This window comes from Rhizobium sp. 10N427, from assembly GCF_056394605.1.
The window spans coordinates 958,975-982,783 of sequence record NZ_JBFTID010000001.1 but is presented as its reverse complement, the minus strand read 5'-3'; the positions used below and the strand labels follow the sequence as shown (position 1 = coordinate 982,783).

General features: G+C 61.9%; 25 protein-coding genes. 10 read left to right on the top strand and 15 right to left on the bottom strand.

Annotated features, from left to right (window positions below):
* Positions 1-691 precede the first annotated feature (691 nt).
* The 6 genes from AC1DIJ_RS04355 to ccoG form a co-directional block, all read right to left on the bottom strand.
* Entirely contained in the window at positions 692-1,381 is a 690-nt protein-coding gene (locus AC1DIJ_RS04355; RefSeq protein WP_112389757.1) for a CBS domain-containing protein, read from the bottom strand.
* 114 nt (positions 1,382-1,495) lie between these two features.
* Positions 1,496-2,212 (bottom strand): response regulator, encoded by a 717-nt coding sequence (locus tag AC1DIJ_RS04350; protein ID WP_112389758.1) that lies wholly within the window; start codon positions 2,210-2,212, stop codon positions 1,496-1,498.
* A 124-nt stretch (positions 2,213-2,336) separates the two neighbouring features.
* Positions 2,337-2,495, bottom strand: coding sequence for a cbb3-type cytochrome oxidase assembly protein CcoS (gene ccoS / locus AC1DIJ_RS04345; protein WP_112389759.1), 159 nt, complete (start codon positions 2,493-2,495; stop codon positions 2,337-2,339).
* Positions 2,492-4,780 carry a cation-translocating P-type ATPase gene (locus AC1DIJ_RS04340; protein ID WP_112389760.1) on the bottom strand — a complete coding sequence of 763 codons (2,289 nt, stop codon included), beginning with the start codon at positions 4,778-4,780 and terminating at the stop codon, positions 2,492-2,494. The genes ccoS and AC1DIJ_RS04340 overlap by 4 nt, the downstream gene beginning before the upstream one ends.
* Positions 4,777-5,262, bottom strand: coding sequence for a FixH family protein (locus AC1DIJ_RS04335; RefSeq protein ID WP_112389761.1), 486 nt, complete (start codon positions 5,260-5,262; stop codon positions 4,777-4,779). Before AC1DIJ_RS04335 ends, AC1DIJ_RS04340 begins: the two co-directional genes overlap by 4 nt.
* Complete coding sequence (gene ccoG, locus AC1DIJ_RS04330; protein ID WP_112389762.1) at positions 5,259-6,827, bottom strand: cytochrome c oxidase accessory protein CcoG; 1,569 nt, start codon at positions 6,825-6,827, stop codon at positions 5,259-5,261. The genes AC1DIJ_RS04335 and ccoG overlap by 4 nt, the downstream gene beginning before the upstream one ends.
* Before the next feature lie 143 nt (positions 6,828-6,970).
* On the opposite strand from ccoG, the gene AC1DIJ_RS04325 reads away from it, so the two are divergent.
* Positions 6,971-7,159 carry a hypothetical protein gene (locus AC1DIJ_RS04325; RefSeq protein WP_477831180.1) on the top strand — a complete coding sequence of 63 codons (189 nt, stop codon included), beginning with the start codon at positions 6,971-6,973 and terminating at the stop codon, positions 7,157-7,159.
* Between the two features lie 46 nt (positions 7,160-7,205).
* Here the strand turns inward: AC1DIJ_RS04325 and ccoP are convergent, their stop codons facing one another.
* Genes ccoP through ccoN form a run of 4 tightly spaced genes read right to left on the bottom strand, consistent with a single transcriptional unit; the run spans position 7,206 to position 10,598 of the window.
* Complete coding sequence (ccoP, locus tag AC1DIJ_RS04320; protein WP_112389763.1) at positions 7,206-8,069, bottom strand: cytochrome-c oxidase, cbb3-type subunit III; 864 nt, start codon at positions 8,067-8,069, stop codon at positions 7,206-7,208.
* A 1-nt stretch (position 8,070) separates the two neighbouring features.
* The gene (locus tag AC1DIJ_RS04315; protein WP_112389764.1) at positions 8,071-8,223 is read right to left on the bottom strand and encodes a cbb3-type cytochrome c oxidase subunit 3; all 153 of its coding nucleotides are present in this window, start codon (positions 8,221-8,223) and stop codon (positions 8,071-8,073) included.
* A 9-nt stretch (positions 8,224-8,232) separates the two neighbouring features.
* Positions 8,233-8,967, bottom strand: a complete 735-nt coding sequence (gene ccoO, locus AC1DIJ_RS04310; protein WP_112389765.1) for a cytochrome-c oxidase, cbb3-type subunit II — start codon at positions 8,965-8,967, stop codon at positions 8,233-8,235.
* An 8-nt stretch (positions 8,968-8,975) separates the two neighbouring features.
* Positions 8,976-10,598 carry a cytochrome-c oxidase, cbb3-type subunit I gene (ccoN, locus tag AC1DIJ_RS04305; RefSeq protein WP_112444342.1) on the bottom strand — a complete coding sequence of 541 codons (1,623 nt, stop codon included), beginning with the start codon at positions 10,596-10,598 and terminating at the stop codon, positions 8,976-8,978.
* Between the two features lie 240 nt (positions 10,599-10,838).
* Here ccoN and AC1DIJ_RS04300 point away from each other — a divergent pair, with 240 nt between their 5' ends.
* From AC1DIJ_RS04300 to AC1DIJ_RS04270, 7 genes are all read left to right on the top strand, one after another.
* Positions 10,839-11,570 carry a Crp/Fnr family transcriptional regulator gene (locus tag AC1DIJ_RS04300; protein ID WP_112386738.1) on the top strand — a complete coding sequence of 244 codons (732 nt, stop codon included), beginning with the start codon at positions 10,839-10,841 and terminating at the stop codon, positions 11,568-11,570.
* 18 nt (positions 11,571-11,588) lie between these two features.
* Positions 11,589-13,511: a PAS domain S-box protein gene (locus AC1DIJ_RS04295; RefSeq protein ID WP_112386737.1), complete on the top strand. Its 1,923-nt coding sequence runs from the start codon at positions 11,589-11,591 to the stop codon at positions 13,509-13,511.
* A gap of 115 nt (positions 13,512-13,626) precedes the next feature.
* Positions 13,627-14,073, top strand: a complete 447-nt coding sequence (locus AC1DIJ_RS04290; RefSeq protein ID WP_112386735.1) for a pseudoazurin — start codon at positions 13,627-13,629, stop codon at positions 14,071-14,073.
* A 158-nt stretch (positions 14,074-14,231) separates the two neighbouring features.
* Positions 14,232-14,669, top strand: a complete 438-nt coding sequence (speD, locus tag AC1DIJ_RS04285) for an adenosylmethionine decarboxylase (RefSeq protein WP_310289838.1) — start codon at positions 14,232-14,234, stop codon at positions 14,667-14,669.
* Positions 14,669-15,772 (top strand): fused MFS/spermidine synthase, encoded by a 1,104-nt coding sequence (locus tag AC1DIJ_RS04280; protein ID WP_112386734.1) that lies wholly within the window; start codon positions 14,669-14,671, stop codon positions 15,770-15,772. Before speD ends, AC1DIJ_RS04280 begins: the two co-directional genes overlap by 1 nt.
* A gap of 3 nt (positions 15,773-15,775) precedes the next feature.
* Positions 15,776-16,609, top strand: coding sequence for a hypothetical protein (locus AC1DIJ_RS04275; RefSeq protein ID WP_112386733.1), 834 nt, complete (start codon positions 15,776-15,778; stop codon positions 16,607-16,609).
* A 10-nt stretch (positions 16,610-16,619) separates the two neighbouring features.
* Complete coding sequence (locus AC1DIJ_RS04270) at positions 16,620-16,973, top strand: hypothetical protein (protein WP_112386732.1); 354 nt, start codon at positions 16,620-16,622, stop codon at positions 16,971-16,973.
* 404 nt (positions 16,974-17,377) lie between these two features.
* On the opposite strand, the gene AC1DIJ_RS04265 is transcribed toward AC1DIJ_RS04270, so the two are convergent.
* Entirely contained in the window at positions 17,378-19,177 is a 1,800-nt protein-coding gene (locus AC1DIJ_RS04265; protein ID WP_112386731.1) for an IlvD/Edd family dehydratase, read from the bottom strand.
* A 106-nt stretch (positions 19,178-19,283) separates the two neighbouring features.
* On the opposite strand from AC1DIJ_RS04265, the gene AC1DIJ_RS04260 reads away from it, so the two are divergent.
* Complete coding sequence (locus AC1DIJ_RS04260) at positions 19,284-20,210, top strand: LysR family transcriptional regulator (RefSeq protein ID WP_112386762.1); 927 nt, start codon at positions 19,284-19,286, stop codon at positions 20,208-20,210.
* 17 nt (positions 20,211-20,227) lie between these two features.
* Here the strand turns inward: AC1DIJ_RS04260 and AC1DIJ_RS04255 are convergent, their stop codons facing one another.
* The 4 genes from AC1DIJ_RS04255 to hemN all read right to left on the bottom strand — a co-directional run bounded on the left by AC1DIJ_RS04255 (position 20,228) and on the right by hemN (position 23,266).
* Positions 20,228-20,491, bottom strand: a complete 264-nt coding sequence (locus AC1DIJ_RS04255) for a BON domain-containing protein (RefSeq protein ID WP_112386730.1) — start codon at positions 20,489-20,491, stop codon at positions 20,228-20,230.
* Positions 20,492-20,554: 63 nt separating this feature from the next.
* Positions 20,555-21,043: a hypothetical protein gene (locus AC1DIJ_RS04250; RefSeq protein ID WP_112386729.1), complete on the bottom strand. Its 489-nt coding sequence runs from the start codon at positions 21,041-21,043 to the stop codon at positions 20,555-20,557.
* Positions 21,044-21,170: 127 nt separating this feature from the next.
* A complete protein-coding gene (locus AC1DIJ_RS04245; protein ID WP_112386761.1) occupies positions 21,171-21,680 on the bottom strand; it encodes an NUDIX hydrolase in 510 nt (169 codons plus the stop codon).
* Between the two features lie 233 nt (positions 21,681-21,913).
* Complete coding sequence (gene hemN, locus AC1DIJ_RS04240; RefSeq protein WP_112386760.1) at positions 21,914-23,266, bottom strand: oxygen-independent coproporphyrinogen III oxidase; 1,353 nt, start codon at positions 23,264-23,266, stop codon at positions 21,914-21,916.
* Positions 23,267-23,435: 169 nt separating this feature from the next.
* On the opposite strand from hemN, the gene AC1DIJ_RS04235 reads away from it, so the two are divergent.
* Positions 23,436-23,786: a hypothetical protein gene (locus AC1DIJ_RS04235; protein ID WP_112386728.1), complete on the top strand. Its 351-nt coding sequence runs from the start codon at positions 23,436-23,438 to the stop codon at positions 23,784-23,786.
* Positions 23,787-23,809: the final 23 nt, after the last annotated feature.

The following is a 23,809-nucleotide window of genomic DNA, read 5'->3' as shown; positions in this document are numbered from 1 at the left end:
CTCATGTTGAGAATTCAATCATTGGCATTTACGTCACGTTCTGAATCGACGAGAACTTCACACCTGTTTTCTAAACAGCCAACCCGAAAGCCAGCCGTCAAAAACCAGTGTAACTTCTCTTGATAAACGTGACCGCCAAAGTCTCTTTCCAAGATCAGGCATCTCTGCCCGATCCGCGAACTCCGCCGCCCACGTTTCTCTTTCTTCTCATCTTCAATTGTCAAATAACAGACCAGATAACCCGGTCAAAACTTCCCGCACCCAAACCCGAAAGCCTGGGAATAAATCAGCCTCAAAGGCCAACCTTCAAGAAATCCTAGAGCGAAAGACTTCGTCGCCTGCAGCGCCGCCGCCCTCGTTCAGTGACGCGGCTTATACGGCTAACCCCCGCAAACAGTCAACAGCACTCCGCAAAGAATTCCAATGTTTCTCGTAAGTAATTGTAATTGTACGATAATTCGAAATTGGTGTTCAGGAGCTCGAAGTTAGGCTGTCCGGCACCCCTTCTGGGAAAGCTGTCTCGTTGATTTCGATCAATGAAGGGGCCGGTGTCATCGCTAGGTTTGGCGCGCGGGCGAACGGTACCCGTGTCAAGTGGGGCAACTTGGCAGAGACTTGGCCGGTCCAGGGGCATAGCGCCGGGCAAGTCTCCCATGCCCTGGACCCTGACGGCACATCATCGATCCCGTTCCTAGATTGCCAGCCGCTCGGTTTCCAATATCGGCATGACGACCCGCAGCTGATCCCGGTAGGCACCGAGACCGAGGCCTTCGATCAGTGCGCGCACGGCCTTCCGCTTCAGCTCCGACTCGACCTGGCCGTTCAGGGTGATCTGGCCGTTCGTCACCGATACCTGCACCGTCTGCGGCGTCAGACCAAGATCGGACCGCAGACGCGTCCGGAGCGCAAGCCGGATCGCGCCATCCTCGCGCGGCAGCGCCGTCACAGGCGCATCGACGATCATGCCGAGAATATCCCGGCGGCTGACGATGCCGACCAGCCGGCCATCCTCGACGATCGGCAGGCGCTTGATGCGATGGGCTTGCAGGCTTTCGGCAATGTCGGAGACTTCGCTATCCGGCCGCGCGACGATCACATCGGTTGACATGACATCGCGGACTGACCAGCCATGGCTGCTGATGTAGCGTTCGAGTTCGAGCTCGGAGAGTACGCCGGAGGCACGAACCTGGTTCGGCTGCGGACGGATCTCGCGGCGCAGCAGCAGATCGCCCTCCGTCAGCATGCCGCAGATCCGGCCTTCGTCATCGACGACCGGCAGTCCGCTGATCTTGCCCTGCATCATCACCGCAACAGCGTGGCGGATGCCGGCGGCCGGGCTGATCGAAACCACGTCGGTGGTCATTATGTCTTTTGCCTGCATCGGCCTGCCTCATTCGTGCGGATAGCGACGTTCGGGGAAGGTTAGCGGTCGTCAAGCAGACACGCATTGATCTCCGTCAAAGATCGACAACCACAACGCGGCGAACGGGCAGCGCTACCGCTGCCTGCCGGTAAAGACATAGCCGACACCGCGCACCGACTGGATCAGCGCCGGTTCGCGCGGATCAGCCTCGATCTTCTTGCGCAGGCGAACGATCTGCGCGTCGATCGCGCGGTCGAACGCTTCGAGGTGACGGTTGCGGGTGAGATCCATCAACGTCTCACGCGACAAAACCCTGCCGCGATTGCGGACGAAGACCACCAGCATATCGAACTCGCCGGTCGTCATCGTCACGTCGCCGCCATCGGGAGAAGTGAGCCGCCTGCGGGAGACGTCCAGTGTCCAGCCGTCGAACAACAGGGTTTCATCGGCATCAGAGGCTGCGGATGGATGATCGGACACGGTTCGCCGCCGCAGAATGGTTCTGAGGCGGGCCAGCAGTTCGCGCAGGTGGAAGGGTTTTGCGATATAGTCGTCGGCGCCGATCTCGAGACCCACCACCTTGTCGGTGACGTCGTCCTGGCCTGTCAGCATCAGGACCGGAACGTCGGATGTGTTGCGGATTTCGCGCAGCAGTTCCAGACCGTTTTCGCCGTTCGGCAGAACGAGATCGAGGAAGACGGCAGCGTAGTGGCCCTTGGCCAGCTCGCTGCGCATCGCGGCGCCGTTTCCGACGGCATTCACCCTGTAACCATTGTCCTCGAAATAGCGAACAAGCATTTGTCTGATCCGGGCGTCGTCATCGACGACCAGAATGCGATCTGCTTCCATGTCACCCGTTCGTCCTGCTTTCTTCGTTTTCGTTAGAGATAACGCAGGTTTGTGGGCAGCGCTACCATTGCGGCCTTCGTCCACAATCTTCCGATCGAGATGATTTCGACCGGCGGCCGCCCGATCAGGAGCCTGGCGGATCCAGATCGTCATCAGCGATCGCCCGCCATGCCGCACCCTGCAGGTCATCGTACTGGCCGCTCTTCAGCGACCAGAGAAACGCTGCCAGTCCGATACCACCCATAAAAAGCGCGATCGGAATGAGATAGATCAGCATGTTCATGCCGTTCGCGCCTCGCTGGCTTTGCCGGCGGGACGCGCGATCGCGCCGGCGAGGATCGACTTGCCGAAGGCATTCAGCCTCAGCGCGTTCGAGACGACGATGATCGACGAGGTCGACATGGCGACGGCGGCAATCAACGGGGTTGCCAGCCCGGAAATGGCGATCGGAACCGCCAGAATGTTGTAGCCGATCGCCAGCGCGAAATTCTGGCGGATCAGCGCTGCCGAGCGGCGGGCGACGGCGATCGCCAGCGGCACGGCATCGAGGCGCTCGTTGAAGAACACCAGGTCTGCAGCCTGCCGGCCGATATCGGATGCAGTCGCTGGTGCCATCGACACATGGGCGGCGGCCAGCGCCGGTGCGTCGTTGATGCCATCGCCGATCATGAAGACCCGGTGGTTGCTACTGTTGAGTGCCTGGCATTGATCGACCTTCTGCTTCGGTGTCAGGGCGCCCAGCGCCCGGGGGATTCCGAGTTCGCGCGCCGTGTTGCCGGCAACGCGCTGGCGGTCGCCCGATATCATCACCGTCCAGAATCCAGCAGCATGAAGCGTAGCGACGGCCTCGCGCGCTCCCGGCCGCAGCGTGTCGTCGAAGAAGAACCGCGCGGAAACGACGCCATCCTGCGACAAGACGACTTCCGAGAACGGACAGTCCTCGGCCGGCTGAGTTGCCAGACCACGGCAGGCGAAGGATTCGCTGCCAAGGCGATAGAGCGTTCCGCAGCTGACGGCTTCGAGACCACCACCGGGGATTTCGGTGACGCGATCAAAGGGCACCGGGGTTGTACACGCGCTATGCATCATTGCCTGCGAGAGCGGGTGGCGCGAGTGGGCTGCGAGACCGGCCGCGATCGAGAGAAGGCGGCCTTCCGGCGGCTCGGCTTTCACCAACCGGGGCCTGCCCATGGTCAGGGTTCCTGTCTTGTCGAAGGCGACGGTGTCGATCTCCGCCAGCCTTTCGAGCGCCGAGCCATCCTTGACCATGATGCCGTTGCGGAACAGTTCGCCTGCCGCCACGACCTGGACGACGGGAACGGCGAGGCCGAGCGCGCAGGGGCAGGTTATGATGAGAACGGCGACCGCGACGAGCATCGCCTGCTTCCAGTCGCCGCCGATAAAACCCCAGCCGAGAAACGACGCCAGCGCCAGAAGATGAACGACCGGCGAGTAAAGGGCCGCCGCCCGGTCGGCGATCCGGCGGTAGCGCGCCCTGCCCCCTTCGGCGGCCTCCATCAGGGCGATGATTTCAGCAAGTAGCGACTCGCCTGCGCGTTTGCTGGCGCGCAGGATAAGCGAGCCGGTGAGGCTCATCGAACCCGAGCTGACCGGACTGCCGGCGTGAAGCGGAACAGTGCTGCTTTCGCCTGTGACGATCGAAAGGTCGAGATCGCTCTCGCCGCTGACGACAACGCCATCGACAGGGATACGCTCACCGGCGGCGACCGCAATCTCGTCACCGACCGAAATTTCCTCGACTGCCACATAGCGCCGCGATCCATCGGGCTGGATGAGCAGCGCGCCGCGCGGCGCGATCCGCGCCAGACCGTTGATCGCAGCCCGCGCCTTTTCACGCATGACATGATCCAGCGTCCGGCCGATCAACAGGAAGAACAGCAGCGAGACGGTGGCGTCGAACCAGGCATGTTCGCCGTGATGCATCGTCTCCCAGAGCGAGACGGCATAGGAGAGCGTCACGGCAAGCGAGATCGGCACGTCCATGTTGGTACGGCCATGCTTCACTGCATTCCACGCCGACTGAAAGAAGAAGCGGCCCGAGTAGATCAGCGCCGGGGCAGCGATCATCGCCGATATCCAATGGAACATGTCGCGCGTTGCGGCATCGGCGCCCGACCAGACGGAGACCGAGAGCAGCATGATGTTAGCCGCGGCAAAGCCGGCGACGCCGACGGCGAGCAGCAGCTGGTTGCGGGTCTTGTCGCCCTCGGCGGCAAGCGGCGCGTAGAGATGCGCGCGGTATCCCGCGCCCGCGACGGCGGCGATGATTTCGGCCGGATCCGTCGCCTGTGCGCCGATCTTTTCGTCATAGATGCAGGTGACGCGCCGCGAGGTCAGGTTGACGCGCGCCTTGCTGACGAAGGGCAATGCTGTCAGCGCCCTCTCGATCGTCGAGATACAGGCGCCGCAGTGGACATCGGGGACACTGAGATCAAGCTGATGCAAGCCGCCACCGAGCGGATGGCTGGCAAGCGCAATCTCCTCGGCACTGAAGGCCGTGGTGCTCATCGCCATCACCCCCTCGGCATCGATCGCACAGCAGGTCATCGAACGAACTCCGTAGTGTCGAACCGGATCGCCTCGTGCATGACGAGCCTGCCGGCCTTCTTCGAGATGAACTCGACGATCCAGTCGCCGGCCGGGACATGGCGATCCGTTTCAAACGCCCCCTCACCGCGATTGTCCAGCGCAACGGAAAAGTCCTCGTGGTCGCCGACCGGCCGCTTGAAAATGGCCGTCACGGTATCGACCGCCGCCGGCGATCCGTCCGGATTGGCAATCCGGTAGATGAAGCGGTCATCCTTCAGCGAGATATGCCCCGCGATGCCCGATGCGGTCATCGCCTTCATCTCGGCGGCGCGGTGATTGAACTCCTGGCTGGCGACATAGGTGTTTTCGACCACGAGGCCGCTCCAGCTTGAAGACGCGAACCAGGCCATCGTGACGTTGACGGTGATGACCACGGCAAAGAAGGAGGTGATGACGAGCAGCATGTGGCGGCCGGTGAAGCCTTGGACGCGGGTGGTCATTGCGGATCTCCAGGTGCGTTGAATGCTGCGCGATAGCTCGCCCGGTCGCTGCCGCCGGACTCCTCGATGGTGAAGAGGAATTCGTCGACAGCAGCCGTGGACGGCTTGCGGGTGACAAAGACCTTGATCGTGGTTGCCGCATCCGGTGCCGCGTCCAGCGTGAAGCTGCGGACATCGTCCTTGCTGAGTTCGGGGATGCGCATAGTGGCGCCATCGAGGCCCGACAGCGTCAGCGCGATCTGCCGCGGCCGCGGCACCATGTTGAGAATGCGGATCGTGTAGCCGTTGCGGATCGAGCCGTCGCTTTCCATGACGAATTGCGGATTGCGGTCGTGGACGACGTTCAGTTCCAGACGGCCGCGAATCGACAGATGGACGAGCATGCCGATGCCGATCACCGCCCATACGGCGGCGTAGAATACGACGCGCGGGCGAAAAATGATGCGCCAGTTGAAATGCCGGATGCCATCGACGAAGGAGCCACCCTCATCGCGCACCTTGGCCGGCTGCACCGCCGTGCGCCCGCTATCGGTGGCAATCGCCATATTGGCAGCATATTCGCTGAGCGTCGCATAGGCGATCAGGCCGCGCGTTTTGCCGATCTTGTCCATCACGCCATCGCAGGCGTCGATGCAGAGGGCGCAGGTGATGCACTCCATCTGCTGGCCATCGCGGATATCGATGCCCATGGGACAGACGGCAACGCAGGCATTGCAATCGACGCAATCGCCGACCGGAAGCCCATCCGCCTGCGCCTTCTTGCTGTGTCGCGAACGTTGCTCGCCGCGCCAGTCGTTATAGGTGACGACAAGCGAATTCTCGTCCAGCATGGCGCCCTGGATGCGCGGCCAGGGACACATGTAGGTACAGACCTGCTCGCGCAGCAGCCCGCCGAAGACGTAGGTGGTGGAGGTCAGGATGGCGACAGTGGCATAGGCGACGGCGGGTGCCGCGCCGGTTGCGAGTGCCACTGCCAGAGACGGCGCGTCGGCGAAATAGAAGATCCAGGCGCCACCCGTCGCAACGGCTATCGCCAGCCAGATGGCATGTTTCAGGGCGCGCTTCCGCAGCTTGCTCAAGCTCCACGGCGCGGCATCGAGCTTGATCCGGGCGTTGCGGTCGCCTTCTATGGCGCGTTCGACGACGAGAAAGAGATCGACCCAGACCGTCTGCGGACAGGCGTAACCGCACCAGGCCCGGCCGACCGCCGAGGTCACGAGGAACAGCCCGAACCCGGCCATGAGGAGCAGCCCAGCGACGTAGTAGAATTCCTGCGGCCAGATCTCGATGAAGAAGAAGTAGAAGCGGCGCGAGGCGAGATCGACGAGGATTGCCTGGTCCGGCGCGTAGGGTCCGCGATCCCAGCGGATCCAGGGGGCCAGATAGTAGATGCCGAGTGTAACAAGCATCACGATCCATTTGAAACGGCGGAACTGCCCCTCGGCGCGCTTTGGAAAAATCTTCGTTCGCGCCGCATAAAGCGGCTGACGGTTACGGCGGGCGTTCACAGGCTCGACATCGAGCCTCTCCACGCTCTTGGGATCGGGGGCTGTGAAAAGGTTCATAAGTAATGTCTTTCGCGTTCGATACGCCTGTTCTCCTCCGGGGGCCGTCGAGCGTCCTTGATAAAGATCAACAAGGATTAACCGGCCGCCTGCCGTAAAAAGACGGGCGGCGCTTCGAGACGAAGGCGCGGCCCCGGAAAGCAGTGGGAGAGAACGCCGCCTGGGTGTCCTCTCCCAATTTCTGGTGGCTCGACGGCTCGTCATCCCTGAGCGAGGTCAAGCTGACAATCGCGCTACCGATCTTCTCCGGCGCGTCGCCCTTGCAGCCGGGCGGCAGGGATTTGCCACGGACCGAGACACGGGAACGCACGATCGAGCGCGGCATGCCGTAAATCCGGAGGAGCGGATTGTTCCCGTGTGCCGTCACCGTCCCTCTCCTTACTGACCGCCGCCGAGCGAATGGACGAAGACCGTCAGTTCCTTGACCGTCGTATCGCCGAGGCGCGCCGACCATGCCGGCATCACGCCATGCTTGGGCGCCGTGACCTGGCGAATGATCGCCTCCTCGCCCCGGCCCTTCAGCCAGATCGCGTCGGCGAGATCGGGCGCGCCCATCTCTGCCTTGCCCTTGGCGTCCTCGCCGTGGCAGGCGGCGCAATTGTCGAGGAAGATCTGCTTGCCGGCAGTGGCCAAAGCCGGATCGGAAGGCGTGTTGGTCAGCCCCCAGACATAGGCGGCCACTTCCTTCGTTTGATCCTTGCTGAGGATATCGCCGAAGGCAGGCATCTCCGAGACATGCGTATCCGCATCCTCGTCGAAGCGGATACCGTGAGCGATCGTCGTCTGGATCGATTGCAGGTCGCCGCCCCAGAGCCAGTCGTCGTCATTCAGGTTCGGAAAGCCCGGTCCGCCGCTGGCGCCCGATCCGTGACAGGTGGCGCAGTTGACCTTGAAGGCCGAGGCACCACCGGCAATAGCGAATTCGCGCAGTGCCGGATCGGCGTCGATCTCTTCGACGCTCTTTGCCGCGATCATTTCGTGGAACTTCGCCTGGCCGGCCTTCGCGTGATCGAGATCCTGCTGCAACTCGGCGCGGCTGGAATAGCCGAAATAACCCTTCGTCGCCGAGGTTACCATAGGGATGGCGGGATAGACGACGACGTAGCCGATCGCCCAGAGGATCGTCACATAAAAGGTCCAGACCCACCATCGCGGCATCGGATTGTTCAGTTCGCGAATGCCGTCCCATTCATGCCCGGTGGTTTCGACGCCGCTGACTTCATCAATATGCTTTTCCGACATCTCAATCGTCCTTCAGGGGAATGTCAGCGGCCTCCTTGGCCGTCTGCTTGCTGCCGGGGCGGAGCGTGTAGGCGACGGCGCAGACGAAGAATGCCGCCATCGCCAGAAGCCCCCAGCTGTCGGCGAAGTGCCGCATTGCCGTGTATGTTTCCATGAGATCACCTCACCGGTAGCCGGTGGCATCGTCATAGGTCGAGAAATCGACCAGCGTGCCGAGCATCTGCAGGTAGGAGACCAGCGCATCCATCTCGGAAAGACGCTGCGGATCGCCGTCGAAATCGCCGGTCTTTGCCTTCGGGTAGCGCTGCAGCAGCGCCGAGGTGTCGGCGTTGGGATCGGCCTGCGCCTTCATGTCGGCTTCCGCATTGGCGAGCATGTCGTCCGTGTAGGGCACGCCGACATCCTCGTTGGCTTTCAGGTCCATGCCGATGTCCTTGACGGTGACCTCCTGCGTCTTCAGGAACGCGTATCTCGGCATGATCGATTCAGGCACGGCCGCCCGCGGATCGGACAGATGCTGAACATGCCACTCGTTCGAATAGCGGCCGCCGACGCGCGCGAGATCCGGCCCGGTGCGCTTCGAGCCCCATTGGAACGGGTGGTCGTACATGGATTCCGCCGCCAGCGAATAATGGCCGTAGCGCTCGACTTCATCGCGGAACGGCCGGATCATCTGGCTGTGGCAGAGGTAGCAGCCTTCGCGGATGTAGATGTTGCGGCCTGCCAGTTCGAGTGGTGTGTAGGGGCGCATCCCCTCCACTTTCTCGATGGTATTCTGCAGATAGAAGAGCGGCGCGATCTCTACGATGCCGCCGATCGAGACGACCAGCAGCGAGCCGACGAGCAGCAGCGTCGCGTTCTTTTCGAGGATCTTATGTTTGTCCAGTATCGATGCCATGGTTCACCTCACTCGGCAGGCTGTGCCTGAGGCACATAAGCGGTCGGGATAGCGGCTTCGTCGCGCAGGCGTCCGCGGATGGTCATGAAGACGTTCCAGGCCATGACGAGGCCACCGGCGAGATAGAGCGTGCCGCCCAGCGTGCGCAGCACATAATAGGGGAACATCGCCGAGACGGTTTCTGCGAAGGAATAGACGAGGAAGCCCTGCGAATTGTATTCGCGCCACATCAGGCCCTGCTGGATGCCGGCGACCCAGAGCACGGCGGCGTAGACGACGATGCCGAGCGTGGCGAGCCAGAAATGCCAGTTGACCATCCGCAGGCTGTAGAGCCGCTCGCGGCCCCAGAGCTTCGGCGTCAGGTAATAGATCGCCCCGAAGGTGATCATACCGACCCAGCCGAGCGCGCCCGAATGCACGTGACCGATGGTCCATTCGGTGTAGTGGCTCAGCGAATTGACGGTTTTCACCGACATCATCGGCCCTTCGAAGGTCGACATCCCGTAGAAAGCGATGGCGACGATCATCATGCGGATGATCGGATCGGTGCGGATCTTGTCCCAGGCGCCCGAAAGCGTCATCAACCCGTTGATCATGCCGCCCCACGACGGCATCCAGAGCATGATCGAAAACACCATGCCGAGCGTCTGGGCCCAATCGGGCAGAGCCGTGTAATGCAGGTGGTGCGGACCAGCCCAGATATACATGAAGATCAGCGCCCAGAAGTGGATGATCGACAGGCGGTAGGAATAGACCGGGCGGTTGGCCTGTTTCGGAACGAAGTAGTACATCATCCCCAGGAAGCCTGCGGTCAGGAAGAAGCCGACGGCGTTATGGCCGTACCACCACTGCGTCAGCGCATCCTGGACGCCGGAGAAGACCGAGTAGCTCTTCGATCCCAGGAACGACACGGGCACGGCGAGATTGTTGACGACGTGCAGCATGGCGATGGTGACGATGAAGCCGAGATAGAACCAGTTCGCCACATAGATATGCGGCTCGCGACGCTTCAGGATCGTGCCGAGATAGACGACGAGATAGGCGACCCAGACGATGGTCAGCCAGATATCGACATACCATTCCGGCTCGGCATATTCGCGGGCCTGAGTGATGCCGAGCACGTAGCCGGTCGCCGCCATGACGATGAACAGCTGGTAGCCCCAGAAGACGAACCAGGCGAGACTGCCGCCGAAGAGCCGCGCATGACAGGTGCGCTGTACGACATAGAACGAGGTCATGATCAGCGCATTGCCGCCGAAGGCGAAGACAACGGCCGATGTGTGAACCGGCCGCAGCCGCCCGAAATTCAGGTAGGGTGCCAGATTGAGATCGGGACATGCGAGCTGCGCGGCAATGATCACGCCGACGAGGAAGCCGACGACACCCCAGAAGACGGTGGCGATCAGCCCGTAGCGGATGACCTCATCGAAATAACCGGATGCCTCCGGCTTCGGCTGACGTCCCGCCGGCGAGAAATCGACGCGGCGTATTAAGATCACCGTTCCGGCAAACAGGCAGAAACACAGGATCCCCATATGGGCGGCAAAGAGCTGATCGTGGGCGAAGGCTGCTCCTAGCAAGGCTAGGAACGCTGCGACCGCGACCATCACGGTCTCGGTTGTGTAGTTCATGGTATCGTCCCCAGTGCGCAGCAGGCCGCGTGACGGCGCGCTTTCTCGTACTTTGCAGCAAGGACTGTCATGGAGCTCTCCGGCACTCCTTGATTTACATCAACGAACCGAACGGCTTAGCCGGTGATACCCAGCCTGTTACAAACTGTTACGCAGTCTCACCATTTGGCACCGTCCGCTCATCCTCGTGTGACGCAGCGGCTGTCTATTCCCTCGCGTGCAAACGAGGGGACTACGACGATGCTGATGCAGAACCACCAGGCGTTCGAACATGGAAAGCCCGCCGGTGAAGCGGCAAAGACGGGGCGCTCGCTGTCGTCGGTGTTTCATCTCTCGGCACTCGAACCGGTCGCCGCCGGCAAGGCGCTCTGCTGGGAAGGCGATGCGGCAAAGCATCTGTTTCAGGTGGTCGAAGGCGTTGTCCGCCTGCAACGCATCATCGGCGAGGGCCGCCGGGTGATCACCGGGTTTCATTTTGCCGGAGAAATCGTCGGCGCCTTCCTGCAGGGCGACTTCCTGTTCACTGCCGAGGCTGTCACCGATTGCAAGATCCGCCGCGTCTCGCGCAAGACCTTCCAGGACGAGGTGGCGCGCTCGGATGCGCTACGCCCCGAATATATCGCACTCCTCTGTCACGAGACGGCAGCGGCCCATGATCAGATGGTGCTCCTGTCGAAGAAGAATGCCGAGGAGCGGCTGTGCAGCTTCATCGCCACGCTCGCCGCCCGCCCCGGCGCCCAGCCGCGCCCGGGATTACTGCGCGTGCCGATGAACCGGCAGGATATCGCCGACTATCTCGGCCTGACGATCGAGACGGTTTCACGCACGATCACCAAGCTCTCGCAGCGCAACGTCGTGGTCCCCGAAGGCCGTCATGACTTGAGGATTCTCAGCAAGGGCAAGTTGATCCAGCTCTCGGGTAACGCAGATGATTTTCCGGAGAAAAACTGCCATAGGGTCAGCGTTCACTGATCGCAGCAGGAAGCAGCCATGCCCCATCGCCTGATCTCGCCGCGCACGGCCTCCCCCCAGGAACTGGACGCGCTTGTGCATGTTCTCGATGGCGCCGATATCATCGTGCATCGCCTCGAAGGCACGATCACCCATTGGTCGATCGGCTGCGAGAACATGTATGGCTGGGCGCGCGAGGAAGCGGTCGGCGAAAAGGTCGATGTACTGCTCGCCACGCGGTTTCCGGAGCCGGTCGAAGATATCCACGCACACCTGAGGTCACGCGGTTTCTGGCAGGGCGAGATCGTCCACCGCCACAAGAGCGGCTACGACCTTCACGTCGCCACCCGCTGCGTGCTCGTCAACCTTCCGGATGGTGAACCAGCTGTCATTCAGGCGAACAGCGACGTCAGCGCTCTCCGGAAAGCCGAAGAGGCCGTCAGCGCAAGAGAGGCGCATCTGAGCTCGATTCTCGAGACGGTGCCCGACGCGATGGTCGTCATCGACCAGAAGGGCAAGGTTCTCTCCTTCAGCACAGCAGCGGAAAAGCTGTTCGAGATGACCTCGGACCAGATCTGCGGCAGGAATGTCAGCAATCTCATGCCCTCGCCCTACCGCAGCGCCCATGACGGCTATATCGGCCGTTACCTGGAAACCGGCGAGAAGCGGATTATCGGCTACGGCCGCGTCGTCACCGGCCAGCGCGCCGATGGCTCGCAGTTTCCTATGGAACTGCATGTCGGCGAAGCGACCGCGAATGGCGAGCGGATTTTTACCGGTTTCGTCCGTGACCTGACCAGCCGCTTCAAGATAGAGGAAGACCTGCGCCAGGCGCAGAAAATGGAAGCGGTCGGCCAGTTGACCGGTGGCCTCGCACACGATTTCAACAACCTTTTGACTGTGATCAGCGGCAATCTCGAGATGATCGAAGACAAGCTGCCGCCGGGGCCACTGCGCGATATGCTGCGTGAAGCGCAGGGTGCGGCGACAGACGGAGCGAAGCTGACGGGACAGTTGCTTGCCTTCGGCAGGCGCCAGCCGCTCAATCCCCGGCATGCCGATCTTGGCCAGCTTCTCACCGGCTTTTCGGATCTGCTGCGGCGGACGCTCGGAGAAAATATCAAGCTCTCGACCATTCTCTCCGGATCCGAATTCAATGTGCTTGTCGATAGCTCGCAGCTCCAGAACGCCATTTTGAACATCGCTCTCAACGCCCGCGACGCGATGCCGAAGGGCGGCAGTCTGACAACCGAGATTTCGTCCGTGCATCTGGATGCCGACTACGCCAAGATGTATCCCGAAGTCCGCAGTGGAAACTTCGTGCTGATCTCGATGACCGACACCGGTTCGGGGATGACCGAAGACGTGAAGAAACGTGCCGTCGAGCCGTTCTTCACCACCAAGGAAACCGGCTCCGGCACTGGGCTCGGATTGAGCATGGTCTATGGCTTCGTCAAGCAATCCGGCGGCCATCTGCAGATCTACAGCGAGGACGGCCGGGGAACGACGATCCGCATCTACCTCCCGGCAATCGGCCCGACGCCGAAAGCATCCGCTGAGGACGGATCGGCCGTCGAAAGCCCGATGCCGCGCGGTCACGAGCAAATCCTGGTGGCCGAGGACGACATTCGCGTCAGACGCGTTGCCGTCGCAAGGCTTTCCGGCATGGGATACGCGGTGCTCGAAGCCGACAATGGCCGGCGGGCGCTTGAAATCCTCAAGGACAATCCGGAGATTGCCCTGCTCTTCAGCGATATCGTCATGCCCGGCGGAATGACCGGCGATGAGGTGGCACGCGCCGCCCGCGCTATCCGGCCCGATATCGCCGTGCTCTTCACCTCCGGCTATTCGGAGCCGGCGCTGGCGGCTAACGAGGTGATCCCCGGCGCCCAATGGCTGCGAAAACCCTATACGGCCCGCGAGCTCGCCGCGAAGATCCGCGACCTTCTCGACGCCAGATGATCCTGGGGCGAAACGCCGATTCCGCACCTGAAGTTTGACCGGCATCAAAGATGCATCTCTGGTGGATGACTTAGAACGTCTCGGGGCGAACGGCCCGCAAAACAGGAGACGTGCGATGAATTTGAAATACGGCCTGATCGCCGCAACGGCGGCCATGATCGCCTCGCCAGCACCGCTGATGGCAGCCGATCACCAGGTCCAGATGCTCAACAAAGGCACTGATGGCGCCATGGTCTTCGAGCCGGACTTCATCAAGATCGCTCCCGGCGATACCGTGACCTTCGTGCCGACCGACAAGAGCCACAATGTCGAGACCTTCAAGGGTCTGATCCCGGATGGCGCTGCGGAATTCAAGTCGAAGCCGAGCGAGCAGTTCCAGACGAAATTCGATATCCCCGGCGCATATGTCGTCAAGTGCACGCCGCATTTTGCCATGGGCATGGTAGCGCTGATTCAGGTGGGCGACCAACCCGCCAATCTCGACGCCATCAAGACGGCCAAGGTTCCGAACCTGGCACGCAAGCGCCTGGATGGCGAACTTGCGAGGGCCGCCGCGCAATAAGGCGCCGATCGTCGGACGGAGCGCGGGTTGCAATCCCTGGATGCGGCCCGCCTCTGGCTCCCGGCAATATATGTTGTCTGGCTAATATTTTGTGGCATGCTCATTACAAACTCCGTTCGATGTTGGGTTCCATGGGTGGAAGAGCGGCCGGGGACGCCATGACGGTGTCCGTTCATCGCAAGTCTGCAGCCTGCTACATGCCACCCATGCCCGTTGGCAGCGTGGTTCATGCGGGCAGGACCAATGGCGAACTTCCCGGCCGGCATCTCATCGCCGATTTCAGCGGCGCCACACAACTCGGTGACGTCGCACATATCGAGGCAGCGTTCCGCGCAGCCGTGAAAGCTGCGGGCGCCACCCTTCTCGGTATGAATTTTCACGTCTTCGACCCCGGCGGCGGCGTGACAGGAACCGTCTCGCTGGCGGAAAGCCACATGTCCATCCACACATGGCCCGAGCACGCGTATGCAGCGCTCGATATCTTCATGTGCGGCGCCTGCGATCCGCTGAATGCCCTGCCGGCACTGGTCGAGGCGCTCTCGCCTGCCCTGGTGGAACTGCGCCAGATCATTCGGAGAGAGGCAACGGATCTGTAATGGTCATTGTCATTTCGGACGATCCGGAAGAAACCGCACTGGAGCCGCTGCCAGCGATTTCGCGGCCCTACCCTCTGCCGGAGCTGCCGCCAGGCCGGGTCTTTGTCGAAGGGCTGGATACCGACGTGCCGCCGCGGAGCGGCAGCGTCTTCGTTCTCGAGGACGCCGATATCTTCGACGAGTATCACTATCGCGCCCAGTCCATCGTCTGCTCGTTTCGAACGCCGTTTCAGAACGTCACGATCGCCGATACCTACAGCTTCGGCCGTGCGCTGTTCCTCGACGGCGCCATCCAGAGCGCGGAGGACGACGAGGCGCTGTATCACGAACTGCTCGTGCATCCGGCCATGCTGATGCATGACAACCCGCGTCAGGTGCTGATCATCGGCGGCGGTGAAGGCGCAACGCTCCGCGAAGTGCTTGCCTATCGCGACGTGACGCGCGCCGTGATGGTCGATATCGACCGGGATGTGGTCGATTGCTGCCGCGAACATCTTGGCACCTGGAACTACGGCGCTTTCACCGATCCCCGGGCGGAATTGCATTATCGCGACGGCCGGGACTATTTGGAGACGACCGACGAACTCTTCGATATCATCATCATCGACGTCGTGGACATGCTGGATAACGGCCCGGCCCAGCACCTCTACACCAAGGAGTTCTATCGCTCGCTGCGCGGCTGCCTGCGCGACGGCGGCATTCTGGTCGTGCAGGCGCTCGAATTTTCGTCCTGCAACTACAAGGGCCACACCGCACTTCGCCGGACGCTGCAGACGGCCTTCACCAAGGTCAGCAGCTATCAGGTGCCGATCCCGTCGTTTCTCGCCGTGTGGGGCTTCATTCTGGCGTCAGACTGGCTCGACCCGGAAGAGGAGAATGCTGTCCGCCTTGACCAGCTGATCGATGCCAGGCTCGGCGATGACTGGCTCGATCACGCGACTGGCGCCTTCATCATGTCGCGCTTCTGCTTCGACAAGGAGACCGGCTTTCTGCTCGGCCTTGCCGGCCCGGTGCTGGAAGACGGCGTGGCATTCATCCCGCCTCCCGATGTCCATACGGTCGATGACGGCATGCGGCAGCTGCCCGCGCTGGCGGACGAGTAGCCGATGGCTGCGAACGGCGCTCAGCATTGCCGGCTGTTCCTGCTTCCTCCGGGTGAAGCCAGCCGCGCCGACGCTCCCCTCCTTTGCAGCCTCTCATATCCACGTCCGGTTTCGCTGCATGCATCGATCACGCCGATCGAGAGCGAGACCGTTCCGGGTGCGCCATTTCCCGATACCAATGATCAGCAGTTTGAAGTCATCTTGCTGCCGAGCGGCTCCCAGACCTCCTTTGCTCTACAGGAAGCGGCAGCAGACTGGCTGCGCAACGCAGCCGCGCAAGACCGATTCGAAAGCCTGTCCGCCGATCTCAAACTTCGCAACGGGCAGATCAGCATCCGCGGTCACCGCGTCGTCATCCAGTCCGCGCCGGAGCTTTTCAGAGACCTGCTCATAGGCATCGGGGCATTCGGCTGGCTCTGGCTTGGTATCGAGGATACCGAGCGGGCATTCGAGACCGCCTGGGATGGGCAATATCGCGATGCCGCGCTTCTTGAGCGCCGTACCTACAGCCGCCAGATCAGCCGTGAGCTCTCCGCCAAGGCGGCTGAAACCGCACGGCTTCGGCAGTGGTTTCTGAAGACCACGCTGCTTCTGGAGCGCGGCGACCGCGGCCTTCCAGCCGCCTCCCGCCGCAGCTTCTTCGAACTTTGCCAGCAGATGGACTTCGGCCGCCGGCTTCAGTTGATCGGCGAGGCGGTCGAAGCGCGGGAGACGCTCTACGGAACCGCTGCCGAACGCAGTTTCGAATACCGCATGTTCCTGGTGTCATGCGTGATCGAAGCGGCCATCCTGGCCGGTATCCTGATCGAAATCGCAATCATGCTCTACGATCTTTGAGGAGGGGTAGATGAGATTCCGCATAGTCCTGGCCGCCATGGCCATAGCAACGCCGGCGCTTGCCCAGGAGGCATCGCTGTCCGGGGCGCAGATCAAGGCCGCCTTCGCCGGCAGGACGGTCTCTGGAACGGAAGATGGCGCAGCCTATCAGGAGAAACTTCTTGCCAACGGTTCGATTCAGGGGCGCTCCAGCCTTGACGGGAGCTATACCGGGGAATGGGAAGTCGATGGCAACGAGATCTGCTTCTACTACGACGATGATGACGAAGACGACGATGAGGATTGCTCGCGCGTCATCCTGAAGGGAGCCAGTGTCACCTTTATCGACGAGGACGGATCCCGTTCGAGGGCGACCTTGCGATAGAGCGGCTGGGCGGCTCAGACGGGCACGGTTTCGCCTTTCCTCTCAAGCTTTTGCACCGCCGGGGCCGTGTCACGCCGATGTCACGCGACGATGATCCGAGGTTGTGATTAGCTTTTTTCCGAGGGGCTGGGGGGCCGCTCATGAAACGGCTTCGCCAGAGTTCGAGTAGCGAAGCGTCCTGTTCAGGAGACCCGCCTTTTTAGGCGGGTCTTTCAATTCGAGGGACCTAAATTGACCAAAATCCATATTTCATTCGGAATAGCTTTTCTCGTGGCGCTGACATCGCTGATCCTGGCACTTCTCGGCTCGCCACTGCCTTTCTGAGCGGCCGCCGCCTGGCCGCCAAAACAAAAATGGCACGGGCGAGCCCGTGCCATTTTTGTTTCATCGCAGCTGATTTCAGCTCAGTGGTTGTCGCGCGGCACGCCCTTGGTCTGGGCAATGCGCTGATACTTGACCGCCGGTTCGAGCACCGCGCCGGTTTCCAGCTGGCCGACGACCGAGCGCTGGATTTCCTGCCATGGCGTCTGGTGGTCGGGATAGCGGTAGCCACCATCGGCCTTGAGAGTCGCATGCCGCTCGGCAAGCTCGGCGTCCGAGATCAGAATATCGGCGCGGCCCTGGCCAACGTCGATACGCACCCGGTCGCCAGTCTTCAGAACCGCGAGCCCGCCGCCCGCGGCGGCTTCCGGCGAAGCGTTGAGGATCGACGGGCTGCCTGATGTGCCAGACTGGCGTCCGTCGCCGATGCAGGGCAGCGACGAGACGCCCTGCTTCAAGAGGTAGTCGGGCGCACGCATGTTGACGACCTCTGCGGCACCCGGATAGCCGATCGGACCGGCGCCGCGCATGAAGAGGATGGTATAGGCATCGATCCCGAGCGACGGATCGTCGATCCGCTTGTGATAATCTTCGGGACCATCGAAGACGACCGCCCTGCCCTCGAAAGCTTCCGGATCCTTGGGATTGGAGAGGTAGCGTTCGCGGAACTCCGGCGAGATGACGCTGGTCTTCATGATCGCCGAGGAGAACAGATTGCCGCGCAGCACGCGGAAACCGGCACGTGGCTTCAGCGGTGTCTCGTAGCGGCGGATGACCTTTTCGTCCTGGATCGTCTGCCCGCGACAGTTGTCGCCCATCGACTTGCCGTTGACCGTCAGCGCGTCTTCCTTGATCAGGCCCTGGCCCATCAGCTCATTCACCACGGCGGGAACGCCGCCAGCGTGATAATAGTCTTCGCCGAGATATTCACCGGCCGGCTGCAGGTTGACGAGCAGCGGCACTTCCTCGCCATAGGTCTGCCAGTCGTCGACCGTCAGCTCGACGCCGATATGGCGGGCCAGCGCGTTGAGATGGATCGGTGCATTGGTCGATCCGCCGATCGCCGAATTGACGCGGATGGCGTTGATGAAGGCATCCTTCGTCAGGATATCCGATGGCTTGAGGTCTTCGCGGACCATATCGACGATGCGCAGGCCGGTGCGATAGGAAATCTCCTGACGGTCGCGATACGGCGCCGGAATGGCGGCCGAACCCGGAAGCTGCATGCCGAGGGCTTCGGCCAGCGAATTCATCGTCGTCGCCGTGCCCATGGTGTTGCAATAGCCGGTCGAAGGGGCCGACGACGCAACAAGCTTCACAAAGCCCGCATAATCGATCTCGCCCTTTGCCAGTAGCTCGCGGGCCTTCCAGACGATGGTGCCGGAGCCGGTGCGCTCGCCGCGGAACCAGCCGTTCAGCATCGGCCCGACGGAGAGCGCGATCGCCGGAATATTGACGGTGGCCGCCGCCATCAGACAGGCCGGCGTGGTCTTGTCGCAGCCGATGGTCAGCACCACGCCATCGAGCGGATAGCCGTAGAGCACTTCGACGAGGCCGAGATAGGCAAGGTTGCGGTCAAGGCCCGCGGTCGGACGCTTGCCGGTTTCCTGGATCGGATGAACCGGAAACTCGATGGCGATGCCGCCGGCTTCGCGAATGCCTTCGCGCAGGCGATTGGCGAGCTCAAGATGATGCCGGTTGCAAGGCGACAGATCGGAGCCTGTCTGGGCAATGCCGATGATCGGCTTGTCCGACTGCAGCTCTTCCTGGCTGAGGCCGAAATTCATGTAGCGCTCGAGATAAAGCGCCGTCATGTCGGCATTATCAGGATTGTCGAACCAGGCGCGGGAACGAAGGCGGGGCTTGCTGTCGTGTTGGGTCATTGCGCTATCCACGTTGTTTATTGACATGCAAATATCCTAAGGCAGGCGGATTGTATAATACCGTTCTCCTATTCTGACTTAGCAAAACCGAATATCAGGAGTGATGATGACAAGGCTTGACGCCTTCAAACTCAAGCATCTGCGCATGCTCGTCGCTCTGGAAGAGCACGGCAAGGTCGGCAGCGTAGCCGGAATGTTCGGCTTGTCCCAGCCCTCGCTGTCGCGAACGCTGGTCGAGCTCGAATCACTGGCCGGGCATCGGCTGTTCGAACGGCACAACCGCGGAACGGCGCTGACGCCGGAGGGCAAGGTTCTGGCGCGCTACGCCCGGACCTTGCTGGCGGAAGCGGCACGCGCCGAATACGACATGAAGGTCATTGCCTCGGGCAAGCGCGGCAGCGTCAGCATCGGCACGGTGATGACGCCCGCTTCCGAGATCGTCGTTCCCGCCCTCAACGATGCGCAGGCTGGGTATCAGGATCTCGACATCAACGTCTCGCACGGCAGCAGCGATGCGCTTCTCGCACAGCTGAGCGCCGGGAGCCTCGATTTCGCGATCTGCCGTCTGCCCGAGAATTTCAACCGGACAATGTTCGACTACGAGCCGCTCGGCGAGGAAACCTTCCGGATGGTGGTGGCGCGCGGGCATCCGCTGGCTGCAAAACCGGCCGTAGAGGAGGCAGATCTCGAGGGGCTCGACTGGGTGCTGCAGCCGGAAGGCTCCTATCTGCGGGATGTGATGGATGATTATCACCGGGCGCATGCCATCGTGCCGCGCAGTGTCATTTCCACTTCGTCGGTGCTCATGACCATCCTGCTCGTCAAGAGCAGCGGCCGGGTCGGGATCTTCGCCAAGACCGTCGCCGAGATGCTCGACCAGCACCAGCTGCTGACGGCGCTGCCGATCCACGCCCGCATCGACATTCCGGGCTTCGGCCTGGTGCAATTGAAGGGCAAGGAGCTTTCGCCGCAGGCTCGAAGCGTGTTCGAGGCATTGCGGCAAAAAGCTCGCGAACGCAAGACGTGGGATTGAGGCGAGCAATCCCTGGCCTAAGGCGCCAGACGCCGCACCAGATGATACGCCGTCGAGATGTCGTCGTTGACGACACGCTTGATGCCTCGCACATTTCCGGCAGCAGCACCTGCCGCCTCGCGCGTTCCCGTGCTTGCCAGCCGCCCCTTGAGGGTGACGACGCCGTTCGCCACGGTCGCCTTCACCACGTCATGTGTCAGCCCGAGTTCCATCTGCAGCCGGCTGCGCACGGCAGTCGATAACGCGTCATCGCCGATCGGCACGATATCGTTCACAAACATCACGGAGCTCCTTCTCTCACCGCGAAGTGAACAACGGGCGGGAGCGCTACGCCTTGACGTAGATCAAGCGCCGGCAGGCGTCAGCTTCGCGTCTGATACGAGAGAAGGCACCGCGATCGCCTGGCGGATCTCGCCGATCAGCTGCCGCTCTTCTTTGATATGCCGGCGCGCCGGGCAGCAGAATGAACGGAGCGCATAGGCGATGGCGTCCGCCGAGAGGCTGCTTCGCCCCCTGCTCAAGTCGCACAACACCTTGACGGCGCGCTCTGCCATATCGCGTTGCTCGAGCCGATCGGAAATCCGGCGCTGCTCTTCGTCTCTCGGTGCCGGGACGCTGATAGCGAGGGCAGGATGCCGATCGACGCTGGTCTCTTCCAACTGATGTATCCTCACCAAAAGCGGAACGAGGTCTCGCGTCAGTGTCCTGCACAATCCCTCATCGACATGGCAGGGCAGAAAATCGGCAATCGCCTCGATCAGATCGCACCAAGACGACAATTCGCTAAGGTGCGTTTCCAGTGCATCGAGGCCGCCACGTGTCTCATCTATCATTCCAAGCCCCCTTGAACCGGCGAACACGAGGCCATCGGCGTGTTCGTCCGAAGACGGGCTATAGAGAACAGTCAGGATTTTCTTTGAGATCGATCAACAAGACCGTGATTTGGGCGGCAATGGGCTGTCACTTGACCTTGAAATCGACCAGCAGGGATTTCAGCTCGATCTCGCGAACGCGCCGCGCCGCCTCTTCCGGCTCGACCCAGGCAAGCACCCGCTGGCCTCGCTCCTTGAAGTTCTCGGACTGCTCCAGCACCTCGACCGTATAGACATCGACGATGCAGGGGGCGACGTCGCCATTGTCGAGCCATTTCAGGTACGTGTAGCGGCCGACCGGCTTCTTGCCGACGGTGCCACGCACGCCAGCCTCTTCCCAGGCTTCGGTCGCCGCCGCCTCATAGGGCTTCTTCTTCTTCATCGGCCAGCCCTTGGGGATCACCCATCGCCGGCTTTCGCGCGAGGTCATCACCAGCACTTCGATGCCGGAGCTGCCCGGCGCCTTGCGGTAGCAGAGCGCCCCATATTGCTGGCGGAAGGCGCCGGTGAACAGCTTGTCGGGCGTGGCGGCGAGCTGCTGGAGAAGCGTCTTCGGCTTTTCCGGCGCAAGCTTTCGCTCCTTCTTCTTCGGCACCATCTGAAGGGGCTGGCTCCGCCACCCATCGTGGTGGAGATCTGTGACGAAAAGATTCATTGCTGCTCCGACGGACAGGCACGGCCATCCGTTTTTCATGCCACGTCGGTCGGGCATTAGCAGACAATTTGCAGCCATCGGCCAAAAGGGCAACCCCGCGGGCAGCGCCCACTATGAGATTTTGATCGCAATCCCCGGCTATGGAGGGGTCGCCTCGTCAGAGAGTTGTAGCCGTTTCAGGCACCCTTGCTATGCGTGCGCCCCGGCGCTCCGAGATAGGCATCGAAGGCAGCGGCCACGGCGCGCACCATGAAGCGTGCTTGCTGCGAAACGGTCAGCCGCCCGTCCGCCAGCGTCACCACGCCGTCGGCCAGCAGTTGCGCCAGCCGCTCGTTGCGGCGCGTCAGGAAGGCAGGGTCATATCCGGCTTCGCCGCTGAGCGCAGCAAGATCGGCCTCGAAGCTGCACATCAGCCTTTCGATGACCTTTGCCCGCAGCCTGTCCTCAGCGCTCAGCACATAGCCTTTCGCAGTCGGCAGGATGCCGGAGGCGACGCGCTCCGCATAGCGGCCGGGGGCGACCTCGTTCTGGACATAGCCTCCGGGAAGCTTGCCGATCGCAGAGGCGCCGAGACCAATCAGCGTTTCGCAGTCGTCGGTGGTATATCCCTGAAAATTCCGCCGCAGCGTTCCCTCATGCGATGCCAGCGCCAGCGGGTCATGCGGCAGCGCGAAGTGATCGAGGCCGATGCGGACATAACCGGCGCCGACGAGTTCGTCGGCGATCGCCTCGGCCTGGGCATTGCGCTGGCTGGCATCCGGCAGCTGCGTCTCGTCGATCAGCCGCTGATGCTTCTTGAAGGACGGGATATGGGCGTAACCGAATACCGAAAACCGTTCCGGCCGGAGCTCGACAGCCATCCTGACCGTCTCAAGACAGGAGCGCACGGTCTGCAGCGGCAGGCCGTAGATCAGGTCGAAATTGATGCTGCGGGTGCCGTTTTCCCTCAAGCCTTCGACGGCTGCTTTCGTCTGATCGAAGGTCTGTATCCTGTTGATCGCATGTTGCACCCGCGGATCGAAACTCTGGACCCCGAGGCTGGCGCGATCGACGCCGTTGTCGCCGAGCGCGCCAATCATTGCTGCGGACAGGGTTCGCGGATCGATCTCGACGGCAACGCTGCAATCCGCCTCGAACCGGAAGGCGCTCCTCAGCTTCGCCATCAATGCGGCAAAGGCCTGAGGCGTCATGATCGTCGGTGTGCCGCCGCCGAAATGGATGTTTCGAACCGGCAGATCATTGCCGGCTGCCTGCGACACCAGTTCGATCTCCTCGCTCAGCACGTCGAGATAATCGGCAACCGGTCCGTCCTGGCGCGTCACCGACGTGTGGCAGCCGCAATACCAGCACATCGAGCGGCAGAACGGGATATGCAGATAAAGCGATACCGGATCGGCCGCACCGAGCCGCGCCAGCCCATCCGCATAGGCCTCCGGGCCGACGGCAGCCGAAAAGGCCGGTGCTGTTGGATAACTGGTGTAGCGCGGCAGGCGGGCTTCACCATATTTGGCGACCAGGGCATCGGACATCGTGATTTCCTTCATCTTCGTCTCGCGGGCTTATGCCGCGCGGCCGCTCACCCTTCCTTGTCCTAGATCAACGAACCGGACACGCCTCAGGCGGTCTTGATCGAAATCAAAGTATCGTCTCCATGCATCGCGTAGACTTGGCGCGTTGCGGGCGTGAGAGGACCATTCGATGCGATACGCGATCATTGCTGCGCGACTGGACGAGAGGGAAAAGTGCGGCCGTATCGAGATGCTCGATGGGGCAGTGGCACGCACCGTCATCATCACCCGGCGCGCGCTGCTCAGCATCGCTTCCCCGCCAAGGGCAACAGAAAGCCGGCTTCTGCAACATCTCGAAGCCTTCTGCGATGTCATCAGGACACAGAATATCGAACCCGACGCCACCGGGATGATCTTCATCAATGCCAACCACGTCCGAAACTGGCGTGGCCTGCGCGCGATGGACGATCCGGCGGACAGCGCTTCGATCCATACGCCAAACGCGGCCGGGCTCCCCTTCCCCAACCGGCCAGCCTTATAAATCCGCGCACGCACCCGCTGGAA

Coding starts and splice junctions, on each gene's coding strand:
- AC1DIJ_RS04350 (WP_112389758.1), bottom strand. CDS start 2,212: ATGGAAGCAGATCGCATTCTGGTCGTCGATGACGACGCCCGGATCAGA.
- AC1DIJ_RS04300 (WP_112386738.1), top strand. CDS start 10,839: ATGCTGATGCAGAACCACCAGGCGTTCGAACATGGAAAGCCCGCCGGT.
- AC1DIJ_RS04335 (WP_112389761.1), bottom strand. CDS start 5,262: ATGACCACCCGCGTCCAAGGCTTCACCGGCCGCCACATGCTGCTCGTC.
- AC1DIJ_RS04250 (WP_112386729.1), bottom strand. CDS start 21,043: ATGATAGATGAGACACGTGGCGGCCTCGATGCACTGGAAACGCACCTT.
- AC1DIJ_RS04280 (WP_112386734.1), top strand. CDS start 14,669: ATGGTCATTGTCATTTCGGACGATCCGGAAGAAACCGCACTGGAGCCG.
- ccoG (WP_112389762.1), bottom strand. CDS start 6,827: ATGAACCTTTTCACAGCCCCCGATCCCAAGAGCGTGGAGAGGCTCGAT.
- AC1DIJ_RS04340 (WP_112389760.1), bottom strand. CDS start 4,780: ATGACCTGCTGTGCGATCGATGCCGAGGGGGTGATGGCGATGAGCACC.
- AC1DIJ_RS04235 (WP_112386728.1), top strand. CDS start 23,436: ATGCGATACGCGATCATTGCTGCGCGACTGGACGAGAGGGAAAAGTGC.
- AC1DIJ_RS04275 (WP_112386733.1), top strand. CDS start 15,776: ATGGCTGCGAACGGCGCTCAGCATTGCCGGCTGTTCCTGCTTCCTCCG.
- AC1DIJ_RS04255 (WP_112386730.1), bottom strand. CDS start 20,491: ATGTTTGTGAACGATATCGTGCCGATCGGCGATGACGCGTTATCGACT.
- AC1DIJ_RS04290 (WP_112386735.1), top strand. CDS start 13,627: ATGAATTTGAAATACGGCCTGATCGCCGCAACGGCGGCCATGATCGCC.
- AC1DIJ_RS04295 (WP_112386737.1), top strand. CDS start 11,589: ATGCCCCATCGCCTGATCTCGCCGCGCACGGCCTCCCCCCAGGAACTG.
- AC1DIJ_RS04260 (WP_112386762.1), top strand. CDS start 19,284: ATGACAAGGCTTGACGCCTTCAAACTCAAGCATCTGCGCATGCTCGTC.
- hemN (WP_112386760.1), bottom strand. CDS start 23,266: ATGTCCGATGCCCTGGTCGCCAAATATGGTGAAGCCCGCCTGCCGCGC.
- ccoS (WP_112389759.1), bottom strand. CDS start 2,495: ATGAACATGCTGATCTATCTCATTCCGATCGCGCTTTTTATGGGTGGT.
- AC1DIJ_RS04245 (WP_112386761.1), bottom strand. CDS start 21,680: ATGGTGCCGAAGAAGAAGGAGCGAAAGCTTGCGCCGGAAAAGCCGAAG.
- ccoO (WP_112389765.1), bottom strand. CDS start 8,967: ATGGCATCGATACTGGACAAACATAAGATCCTCGAAAAGAACGCGACG.
- speD (WP_310289838.1), top strand. CDS start 14,232: ATGACGGTGTCCGTTCATCGCAAGTCTGCAGCCTGCTACATGCCACCC.
- AC1DIJ_RS04315 (WP_112389764.1), bottom strand. CDS start 8,223: ATGGAAACATACACGGCAATGCGGCACTTCGCCGACAGCTGGGGGCTT.
- ccoN (WP_112444342.1), bottom strand. CDS start 10,598: ATGAACTACACAACCGAGACCGTGATGGTCGCGGTCGCAGCGTTCCTA.
- AC1DIJ_RS04265 (WP_112386731.1), bottom strand. CDS start 19,177: ATGACCCAACACGACAGCAAGCCCCGCCTTCGTTCCCGCGCCTGGTTC.
- AC1DIJ_RS04270 (WP_112386732.1), top strand. CDS start 16,620: ATGAGATTCCGCATAGTCCTGGCCGCCATGGCCATAGCAACGCCGGCG.
- AC1DIJ_RS04355 (WP_112389757.1), bottom strand. CDS start 1,381: ATGCAGGCAAAAGACATAATGACCACCGACGTGGTTTCGATCAGCCCG.
- ccoP (WP_112389763.1), bottom strand. CDS start 8,069: ATGTCGGAAAAGCATATTGATGAAGTCAGCGGCGTCGAAACCACCGGG.